Genomic DNA, 9,428 nt, shown 5'->3' with positions numbered 1-9,428 from the left:
AGGCCTTTGAATAAGACAAAAGGCTGCCTCATCGCTAACTTTGCAACAGTGCCTGGCATCGGCCCGCGTTGGGTCAGGTGCCGACTTTGACCATCCCCACATCGCCAAGAGCATCAGTGGTGCAGTCCAGTAGTTGCCTATCACAAGGTTGAAGAACGATGCCAGCGGTTCCAGCGCTGCAGGTGTGCTCATGTTGATGGCTTGGAACAACGCGATGTTCAGACCACCCCAGTCGTAGAGAAAGAATTTCCAGCTCATTTGCGCAACAGCCTCAAGCCATTGCCAACGACGAGCAAGCTGGCCCCCATATCAGCAAACACCGCCATCCACATGGTCGCTTGACCCGTGAAGGTCAGCACCAGAAATACTGCCTTGATGCCAAGGGCCAGCACAATGTTTTGCATCAGCACCTGCGCCGTCGCACGCGACAGGCGCACGAAGGTCGGAATCTTGCGCAGGTTGTCGTCCATCAGGGCCACGTCGGCGGTCTCGATTGCGGTATCTGTGCCAGCCGCTCCCATTGCAAAGCCGATGTCCGCACGCGCCAAGGCCGGGGCATCGTTGATGCCATCACCGACCATGCCAACCTTGCCGCTTCGGGCCAGTTGCTCCACTTCGCGCAATTTGTCATCTGGGAGTAGGTTGCCTTGCGCACGGTCGATTCCGGCTTGTGCGGCAATGGCCTGTGCCGTATGGGGGTTGTCGCCGGTCAGCATCATGGTGTTGATGCCCAGTGCGTGCAGCTCGGCGATGGCGGTCCTGCTGCTGTCCTTGATGGTGTCCGCTACGGCGAATAAGGCATGTACCGCCTTTGCGCCTACCAACATCACGACGGTCTTGCCAGCGGTTTCCAGCGCAGCGATGCGCTGCTCCAGCTCTGGTGTGCACTGCCCCAGCTCTTCGAGCATCCGGTGGTTGCCCAGATGGTAGGTCGCACCGTTGATTTGGCCTTGCACACCCCGACCGGGCAGCGCGTTGAATTCGGCCACGTCGAGCAAGGCAACCCCGTCCGTCTGCGCGGCCTGTGCCACCGCCTTGGATACAGGATGGTCCGAGCGGGCCGCCAGACTGGCAGCGATGCTGCGGCTGTCCGAGGCGAGTGCATTGCCCCATGTGACAAAGTCGGTCTGTGCGGGCTTGCCGTGCGTGATCGTGCCGGTCTTGTCCAGAGCCAGCCAGCGCAGCTTGCGGCCTTCTTCCAGATAGACGCCACCTTTGATGAGAATGCCGTGGCGGGCGGCGGCGGCCAGGCCGCTGACGATGCTGACCGGTGTAGAGATCACCAGTGCGCACGGGCAGGCGACCACCAGCAGAACCAATGCACGGTAGATCCAGTCGAGCCATGCCGCACCCATGAACAGCGGCGGCAACAACGCGACGGCGATGGCAACGCCGAATACAACGGGGGTGTACCAGCGGGCGAACTGATCGACAAAACGCTGAGTCGGCGCACGACTACCTTGCGCAGCCTCTACCGCGTGAATGATCCGGGCCAAAGTGGAGTTGTTGGCCAAGGCGGTGACGCGGTACTCGAACGAGCCGGATTCGTTGATCGTGCCAGCGAACACCGAATCACCGGGGGATTTTTCGACCGGGAGGCTTTCACCCGTGATCGGGGCTTGGTTGACGGCAGAGCGGCCTTCCAGCACCTCACCATCAAGGGCGATGCGCTCACCTGGTTTGACCCGGACGCGGGCGCCGATGGTGATTTGCTTGGCGCCCACCTCGCGCCATGTGCCGTCAGCCTGCTGTACCGTGGCCTGTTCCGGGGTCAGGTCGAGCAGGCCACGGATAGCGTTACGAGCGCGATCCAGCGATTTGGCTTCGATTACCTCGGCCAGCGCGAACAGTACCATCACCATTGCCGCTTCGGGCCAGTGGCCGATCAACATGGCACCCGTGACCGCAATCGACATGAGGGCGTTCATGTTGAGATTACGGTTCTTGAGCGCAATCCACCCCTTCTTGTAGGTGGAGAGGCCACCCGTGAAGACCGCGACAAGCGCCAGAACGACAACCGACCAGTGATTGCCGTTGTGGAGCCAGTAGACCGCCTCGGCCGCCGATGCAGTGACCAAGGAGATGCCCAGCGGCCACCAGTTGGTCGGCGTGGTCACAGGGGCGGCGGATGGAGATGCGACCTCTGCCGTGTCCACGACCTGCGCCTCGAATCCAAGCGCTTGCAGTGCCACGAGCACGTCTGGCAGAACCTGGTTCGCATGGCGTACCGACAGCGTGCGCTGCATCAGGTTGAAATCGAGATCAGCAACACCGGCCACGGTGCCGAGCTTGTTGCGGATCAACGTCTCTTCGGTCGGGCAATCCATCTTGGCAATGGACAGCTTGGTCGTCTGCTCGGCCGACGCCTGATCCATGCGCACAGCTTGCATGCCGATGGCCTTCAGCGCCTGCTCGACGGGAGACAACGAAGGCAATTCGTGTCGCACGGCCAAGGTACGTTGCATCAGGTTGAATTCAAGACCCGCCACCCCCGCCAGACCGGCCAGTTTGCTTCGGATCAGCGCCTCTTCGGTCGGGCAATCCATGTTCTCGATGCGGTACACCGCTTGAGCCGATCCGGTTGCCAGCGGGGCCGGTGCCGTGGGTTGGATGATCGGCTCAGTCGTGCAGCCACACCCCTTTGAAGCGCATTCGCTCATGAGTAACTCCTGAAAATCTTCTATTCAGCCTCCATTAAAATCTCTATAGTCACTATAGAGTCAAGTGATAATTGGAGATTGATGCATGGAAATCAGAATTGGCGACCTCGCCAAGCGCTCTGGGTGCGAGGTCGTGACCATCCGCTACTACGAGAAGGAAGGGCTACTGCCGAAGCCAGCGCGAAGCGGTGGCAACTTCCGGCTGTACGGTGAGGCGCACATTGAGCGCTTGCAATTCATCCGTCATTGCCGTTCGCTCGACATGACGTTGAGCGAGATTCGCGCATTGCTGGGTCTGCGAGACAACCCGATGCAGGACTGTGGGGAGGTCAACACGCTGCTGGAGGCCCATATTCAACAGGTGGAAATGCGTGTGTCCGCGCTGTTGCAGTTAAAACGGCACTTGGTTGATTTGCGCGAGAAGTGTTCTGGCTCTCGATCTGTAGAGGCGTGCGGCATTTTGCAAGGGTTGGGCAATTGCAATTGCCATGGTGAAAGTGCCACGAACAGTCAAACATCTGGGTAAGTAAGGGCTTAGCGTGCTTTATTTTCCGTTTTCTGAGGCGACCCCTATCTTGCCTTACCATCCTCGTTTTCAAAGGCGACAAACTCTTTAAAACAACCTTCATGCCGCATATGCAAACGTTCACAGAGTTTTTGAGAGGCCAGATTGTAAACTTCTACCCAGGCATACAAACGCCTGGCATCTTTTACTTTAAATAAATAATCAAATAGTGCAGCAACTGACTCGCTCGCATATCCCTGACGTTCATAACGTTGATTAAAATGCCAGCCCACTGACCATGTATTGCTGTCTGGCTCGTCGCTATTGTCCGCAAAAAAATGTCCGATTAACGTATCAGTTTCTTTTAGACAAACGGCAAACTGCGCTGGGTCCGTGGCTCGTTTAGCCACGTCGCTCTCCGCCTCGGCTAGCGAATGTAACTTTTCATCATTAAAGCAAGGAGCACGTGGTGAAGAGAGGTAATCGAAAAGTGCTGCCGCATCCTCTGCCTTAAAAGGGCGAATGATTAACCTTTGAGTGACAATGATGTTCATAATGTCCTTGATAATGTTATGCCAGCCAGTTCAGCAAGAAACCTGCTTTAAACTGGCCGGGACACAGGGCAGAGATTAGCCGTTCCGGCTATTCCCAGGTCTGCCTTTTCGCATGCCAGTAAATCGGGTGATCGCCACGAAAAATACCGGAACAAAGAAAATGGCCAGTAGCGTTCCGCTAATCATCCCGCCGAATACACCGGTGCCAATCGCATGCTGCGTGCTGTCGCTGGCTCCACTGGCGAGCATCAGCGGAACAACACCTAATGTGAAAGCCAGAGAAGTCATGAGTATTGGCCGCAAGCGCTGCTTTGCTGCCATCAATGTCGCATCAATAAGGCTCTTTCCTTCATTCATCAATTGTCTCGCGAACTCGATAATCAAAATCGCATTCTTGGCGGAAAGTCCAATCAGGGTTATCAGGCCCACTTTGAAAAAGACGTCATTCGTCATATTCGTAACGGATACGGCGAGCACAGCGCCAAGCAGCCCCAGAGGAACAACGAGTATGACCGCGAAGGGAACGGACCAGCTTTCGTAAAGCGCAGCCAGCACCATGAATACCACCAGTACCGAGAGCACAATAAGACCCGGAAGCTGTGATGCGGACTCCCTTTCCTGTAACGAACTTCCCGCCCACTCACCGGCGAACCCCGGTGGTAAGTGCTTAGCCAGCTTGTCCATTGCCGCCATTGCGGTACCCGACGATTTTCCCTGTGCGGCACTCCCGGTAATGCGTATGGCAGGATACCGGTAAAATCTTTATCAATACTCTGCACCACGCCCTTGACCTCAACCTTTCGGCCACCAATCTTGTCATCCGCTGCAACTTCGTTTTCATCGTAGAATGCGGTTAAAGCTTTAGCCGTAGTTCTTTAAACACTACCATCAGAGTCATCACTACCGGCGTTAGCCTTAACGGATTGCTTCGGACCATTTAAGGCTGCGGTAAACTAAGAAATGACGCTCTTATTTCTGTATAACTGACGAACTCAGTGCAGGAATGAGGTTCGGTTTTGTCTTTAGCGACAACTTTACCTTTTTCATGAATCATCATGCCTGCATCCGTACCGAGGATAATGGTGTCATGAATAATTGAATATGCAGGGGTTCCTTTCTCCATGCCCTGTGTGGCTTGCGCTAATACTCCTTTGGTTGATTGTTCACTCGGTTCTTTGGCGTTGATTTCACCTTTTATCGCCAGCTCACAGGTTGTAATGAATCGCGTTCGGATATAGGCTGCGGCGGAGTTATTATAGTGCTGCAGATTCCAGGTGCTACGGGATGCTTGTTGGCCAGCAATCACAGAAAAAGAGAAAACGATGAAGGACAGCGCTAACGTTTTTTTCATTTCCATTCTAGAGAAAAATAAAAATAAAAATAAAAACAAAAACAGGCGGCTTAAGAGGCGAGTTAACTCACGGTGGCTTTGGCGTTTATTGGATGCGGGTTTAAAGGTTCATTACTCGGTCAGACTTTGCCGTCGCACCAGAGAGTAGAATATGCTCCCTTGTATTCAGGTCGATACCGATAATTGACGGTGAAAATTCTCCCGTTGTGTCGTACTGAAGACCATAGTATCGGTTCGGTGTATCAGTTTCACTATCAACTCGTGATTTTACGTTGATAAACACTACGTGGATAGAAGGCAGATCCTTTTCACTTGCTGCTATTCTGATAGCTTCTATATGGGCGATATTCCGTTTAAACGTATCCTGTAACTTAAGCCGCCGTTTATCCGGAAATTTAGCCCATATTGAGTCGTTAATATCACCTTTAAGCGTCCCAGCGTAGTTTCTTTTTTCTAATAAATAAATGCCGTGGGCATAAATAGCACATGAAAAACATGAGTGGTTTGCCTGCTTTTATGGGTAATGTCAGGTCACGTAGCAGAATGACACTATCTCCCTTCAGTAACGTACTAGGTATTTGACTTTTTTGCAACCGTCTAATTGTTGGATATCAAGGTCAGAATACAAAGAATATTAGCTGTCGGCAGGAAAATGACAGTGACGCCAGCGATGTTGGCTATTTCGAAATCCATTTATCATCCCAGATGGTGGATGCTTGTGGATTACAATCTACTGCCCAGTTTTTCTGCATCTTATTTTAGCACATCTGTAGCTGAAATTACAGACTTGTTATACGCCTTTCAGGTTATACGCCTTTCAGAGCGCCCGGTAATTGCAGATCTCTCTACCTTCAGCGGCTATGTTACCAAGGCTTCTGAATTTCTCATCCTGATGTGCTTCGTAGCGCCTGATTTACAAGTTTCTCATGTTCTCCTCCTGTATCCGAATAGTCTACACAAAGGATTTAATCCACTATACCAGACAGGGGAAGATTTTAGACAACACCCATACGTGTTTTGCCAGAATGCACAAAATAGTTTTAAGGTGTTTAAGCGCAGCGCCGATGCTTGATAGGCAGTGATAGGGATTGAGAATGTGGAATGGACGAATAATGGCATGAAAAAAAGTTACTTTTTACGTACCCTGTATATCCGTGAAAGTTTGATTAATACTTGTAACACTTTTACTCAAAAAGTTGAACACGGTCGATTTTTCCATGTTTAACTTTTTATAAAAAAGTTGAACATAAGAATCCACTCCATGTTTAACTTTTTATAAAAAAGATGAACATAAGATTTCACTCCATGTTTAACTTTTTATAAAAAAGTTGAACATCAGAGTTCACTCCATGTTTAACTTATTCATGAAAAGTTAAACATAAGGCAGCATTACCATGTGCGACTTTTATCGAAGAAGTTGCACATAAGCAGTAGACTGAGTACAGGATTTTGTTAAGTGAAGACCACTTCTGGTAAAAAAGTGTTACATGCATTAGCATTGTTCATAATCAGCTGATCTGACTAATTGACTAAAAGTGTTACAGGACAGGGGGTTCAGAAAAGTTAATTTAAACCTGATCTTCTGAGGCTTCAGATTATGTTTTTTCTCTTAAGGGGGGCAGATTTTTACTGCCTTGCATTTACAAGGCCTAAAGGAGGGGATGTACAAGATGCTTGCTGATACACAAGACGCCTTATCCCACTCCCCTCCCGGGTTTTACAGTGTGAAATGCCTATAATTCGGGATTTCATCACCTGACAGAATCCCTGCATTGCTAGGTTTAGTTGATTAAAAATGTCCATATCTCAGTACTGATATTGTTTCAACTTATTGGTGAATGTGAGTTTTTTCTTAAAGGGTAGCGTATTACCGCCAAAAATATGTGTTATTATCTGGCGTTAATTCTAAGTTTATTTTTAAGTGAGTTCACATGTCTGAAGTGCTCAAATCATTAAACAATATCCGTACTCTTCGCGCTCAGGGCCGTGAGCTTCCTTTAGAAATTCTCGAAGAAATCCTTGAAAAGTTAGAAGTAGTTGTCTCTGAACGTCGTGAGGAAGAATCATCCAAAGCAGCTTCCCTGCAAGCTCGTCAGGAAAAATTTGAAGCCCTGCGTAAATTAATGGAAGAAGATGGTATTAACCCTGAAGAGCTAATGGGCGCATTCTCTTCAAAATCTTCCTCACCGAAGAAATTCCGTGAGCCTCGCCCTACCAAATATACATTTACTGATGAAAATGGTGAGACCAAAACATGGACGGGTCAGGGACGCACTCCTAAAGATCTAACTGAGCAACTTTCAGCAGGTAAAACTCTGGATGATTTCTGATCTAAGTCAGATTTAATGAAAGTGTACGCAATATTCAACCCATTAAAAGTGGCCGTAATCTGGCCTTTTTTGATACTGTCTTTTTATGAGTTTAATATTTCCTATTTATGATAAAGGTTATTGGTTGTTTGAAGGCCTCAAGATTTTCGGTTATTTTTTTAGCATTCATTTAACTATTAAATTTCCCTCACAATGTTATGCTTAAATGAAATTACTATATTATGACGGATGGCCGTTATTTGCATTGGATTCGATGCATAACAATACATGCAATAAAAACCTTTTAAAATTAAGCTTTAATCCATCCTGTTTTTTGGAACAGGAGGTTGCATTTCTCTGTGCTATATAGGTTAGGCAGATATTATGGGGCGCGCCATCTGTTTGTTGATTCGACTTAATGGTATGTGAACTAAGTGGTGACTTATACTACAAATATGTTGCGGATATACAGCCCAGTGAAGTTATAGTTCGGCCATGTTTAAATACAAAATTCGCTTTGCGCTATAGCAGATAAGAATCTGGTCTATAACACATCATGTTTACCATTAAGACGGGATGCTGACGCCCAGCTTATGTATTTTCGAACGGTATGACTTTAGGCTCATCCATCGATGGTAATACCAGGAATGCGAATCTCGTTAATAAAATCCGGATCTATTTCCTCCCACAATTGGCCAACATGGACCGCTACTGGATTTTCCATGGCGCTTACCTTTATCCTTAATTAGCTTAATTTTCTCAAGTGACCCACCCGTTCGGATTGAAAGGATTTCATCCTTAACACCTTAATCTTTGAGCTCACATATGATAGGACGGTATTTGAGTGGTACAGGTTTTGCCTTTATCACAGTGATTCCTTATCAGTCATCCATTGCTAACGGTCGAGGTCCGCATGAAGACGAGACTTCCGGCGCTGTAAATCAGCTCTCTGCGCTCAGGAAAAGACATAGCCGCTATGTAGGGGAAAGCGCCATTGTTCACATATTGTAAACGGGTATGGGCGGTGCTATCATGTTCACATAATGTAAACGGATGGAACGACCGCAAGATGCACGTAATTTCAAAAGAGCCTTTTGAGGAAGCGGCAAAGCAATATCCCAACGATTCGTTAGCCGTTCGGGCGCTGTACCGCTTAGTCCGCGAGACGGACTTTTCTTCTCCAGCTGAGATGCGAACGCTGATACCGAGCCTGGACAATTTTAAGTATCGTAATAAGTGGTGGGTGTTGGATGTAGGGGGCAACAACTTGAGGGTTATCGCCTATATCAATTTCGTGAATAAACGCTTCTATGTGAAGCACATCGCCACCCACGCTGATTACGACAAGTTGACCCGCTATTACAGGGAGAACAAAGAATGATTACCGACACTGCAAAAGCCATTGAAGCAACCAAACAACTCGTAGCTGCTGTTCCCTTCCTGGGGGGCAGTTCGTCCGAGAGCGATTACCGCGAAGCGATAGAGTTGGTGGACTATCTGATCGAAAACGACGACGAGAACCCGCTTATTGACTTCCTGGCGAGTAAAATTGCTGACTATGAGGATAACAGCCCTCGTTTCGCTGAATTCAACAAGGCTATCGCTGAAATGCCAGTCGGCGTTGCCCTTCTGCGCACCCTGATTGACCAGTACAGGCTGTCTTATTCTGACCTTAAGGAGGAGATCGGCTCTAAATCGCTGGTTAGCCAGATTCTCTCTGGTCAGCGGTCACTGACAATCATGCACATTAAGGCGCTGTCTGCTCGTTTTGGTGTCAAACCAGAGTGGTTCCTTTGACTGTCACGTAGTCCATAAACATTTTCTCTGCTGCTCTGGTGATTTTCCTGCAATCGCCAGAGCGTCAATAAACGGCTGCTTTTCCAACGCGAACTGATCAGCCAACTGCTCCAGTCCCTTGTTTTTCTCTTCCTCTTTCTGTAACGCTGCCTCTTTCTTGGCGGCATGAATCGCCACGGATAATCTAGACACTTCCTAGCCGTTGATAATACTGGTTTTCATATTCTGTCGGTGACATCTGATCGCTGGAAC

The 9,428-nt window shown here is 49.0% G+C and carries 10 protein-coding genes and 1 pseudogene; 5 read left to right on the top strand and 6 right to left on the bottom strand.

What is annotated here, in order from left to right; all coding sequences use genetic code 11:
• Together ACSVHP_RS22710 and ACSVHP_RS22705 are read right to left on the bottom strand one after the other, a co-directional pair.
• The coding region (locus ACSVHP_RS22710; RefSeq protein ID WP_447552977.1) for a hypothetical protein at window positions 1–258 on the bottom strand (258 nt) is incomplete at its 3' end.
• Window positions 255–2,660 (bottom strand): heavy metal translocating P-type ATPase, encoded by a 2,406-nt coding sequence (locus ACSVHP_RS22705; protein ID WP_034375348.1) that lies wholly within the window; start codon window positions 2,658–2,660, stop codon window positions 255–257. The genes ACSVHP_RS22710 and ACSVHP_RS22705, both read right to left, overlap by 4 nt.
• Window positions 2,661–2,745: 85 nt before the next feature.
• Here ACSVHP_RS22705 and cadR point away from each other — a divergent pair, with 85 nt between their 5' ends.
• Entirely contained in the window at window positions 2,746–3,186 is a 441-nt protein-coding gene (cadR, locus tag ACSVHP_RS22700) for a Cd(II)/Pb(II)-responsive transcriptional regulator (RefSeq protein ID WP_003804130.1), read from the top strand.
• A 44-nt stretch (window positions 3,187–3,230) separates the two neighbouring features.
• On the opposite strand, the gene ACSVHP_RS22695 is transcribed toward cadR, so the two are convergent.
• The 3 genes and pseudogenes from ACSVHP_RS22695 to ACSVHP_RS22685 form a co-directional block, all read right to left on the bottom strand.
• On the bottom strand, window positions 3,231–3,719 hold the full coding sequence (locus ACSVHP_RS22695; RefSeq protein WP_103793613.1) for a GNAT family N-acetyltransferase: 489 nt from the start codon (window positions 3,717–3,719) through the stop codon (window positions 3,231–3,233).
• Between the two features lie 75 nt (window positions 3,720–3,794).
• Window positions 3,795–4,481, bottom strand: a pseudogene (locus tag ACSVHP_RS22690) (efflux RND transporter permease subunit); the annotation flags it as partial.
• Between the two features lie 175 nt (window positions 4,482–4,656).
• Window positions 4,657–5,070, bottom strand: a complete 414-nt coding sequence (locus ACSVHP_RS22685; protein ID WP_103181181.1) for a hypothetical protein — start codon at window positions 5,068–5,070, stop codon at window positions 4,657–4,659.
• A gap of 658 nt (window positions 5,071–5,728) precedes the next feature.
• Between ACSVHP_RS22685 and ACSVHP_RS22680 the strand changes: the two genes are divergently transcribed.
• The 4 genes from ACSVHP_RS22680 (at window position 5,729) to ACSVHP_RS22665 (ending at window position 9,176) form a co-directional block, all read left to right on the top strand.
• Window positions 5,729–6,142 (top strand): hypothetical protein, encoded by a 414-nt coding sequence (locus tag ACSVHP_RS22680; protein WP_130588776.1) that lies wholly within the window; start codon window positions 5,729–5,731, stop codon window positions 6,140–6,142.
• A gap of 859 nt (window positions 6,143–7,001) precedes the next feature.
• Window positions 7,002–7,400: an H-NS family histone-like protein gene (locus ACSVHP_RS22675; protein ID WP_103181183.1), complete on the top strand. Its 399-nt coding sequence runs from the start codon at window positions 7,002–7,004 to the stop codon at window positions 7,398–7,400.
• 1,048 nt (window positions 7,401–8,448) lie between these two features.
• Window positions 8,449–8,760 (top strand): type II toxin-antitoxin system HigB family toxin, encoded by a 312-nt coding sequence (locus ACSVHP_RS22670; protein ID WP_045898923.1) that lies wholly within the window; start codon window positions 8,449–8,451, stop codon window positions 8,758–8,760.
• Complete coding sequence (locus ACSVHP_RS22665) at window positions 8,757–9,176, top strand: helix-turn-helix domain-containing protein (RefSeq protein ID WP_103181184.1); 420 nt, start codon at window positions 8,757–8,759, stop codon at window positions 9,174–9,176. The genes ACSVHP_RS22670 and ACSVHP_RS22665 overlap by 4 nt, the downstream gene beginning before the upstream one ends.
• Window positions 9,177–9,179: 3 nt before the next feature.
• Here ACSVHP_RS22665 and ACSVHP_RS22660 read toward each other — a convergent pair whose 3' ends face one another.
• On the bottom strand, window positions 9,180–9,368 hold the full coding sequence (locus ACSVHP_RS22660) for a hypothetical protein (protein WP_224750819.1): 189 nt from the start codon (window positions 9,366–9,368) through the stop codon (window positions 9,180–9,182).
• Between the last annotated feature and the right edge of the window lie 60 nt (window positions 9,369–9,428).

Source organism: Enterobacter sp. 186315 (assembly GCF_053290175.1).
This window is presented reverse-complemented; position numbering and strand designations above follow the sequence as displayed.

What these genes read in the sequence shown, in the direction of transcription:
- ACSVHP_RS22705 (WP_034375348.1), bottom strand. Translation starts at nt 2,660, where the DNA reads ATGAGCGAATGCGCTTCAAAGGGGTGTGGCTGCACGACTGAGCCGATC.
- cadR (WP_003804130.1), top strand. Translation starts at nt 2,746, where the DNA reads ATGGAAATCAGAATTGGCGACCTCGCCAAGCGCTCTGGGTGCGAGGTC.
- ACSVHP_RS22695 (WP_103793613.1), bottom strand. Translation starts at nt 3,719, where the DNA reads ATGAACATCATTGTCACTCAAAGGTTAATCATTCGCCCTTTTAAGGCA.
- ACSVHP_RS22685 (WP_103181181.1), bottom strand. Translation starts at nt 5,070, where the DNA reads ATGAAAAAAACGTTAGCGCTGTCCTTCATCGTTTTCTCTTTTTCTGTG.
- ACSVHP_RS22675 (WP_103181183.1), top strand. Translation starts at nt 7,002, where the DNA reads ATGTCTGAAGTGCTCAAATCATTAAACAATATCCGTACTCTTCGCGCT.
- ACSVHP_RS22670 (WP_045898923.1), top strand. Translation starts at nt 8,449, where the DNA reads ATGCACGTAATTTCAAAAGAGCCTTTTGAGGAAGCGGCAAAGCAATAT.
- ACSVHP_RS22665 (WP_103181184.1), top strand. Translation starts at nt 8,757, where the DNA reads ATGATTACCGACACTGCAAAAGCCATTGAAGCAACCAAACAACTCGTA.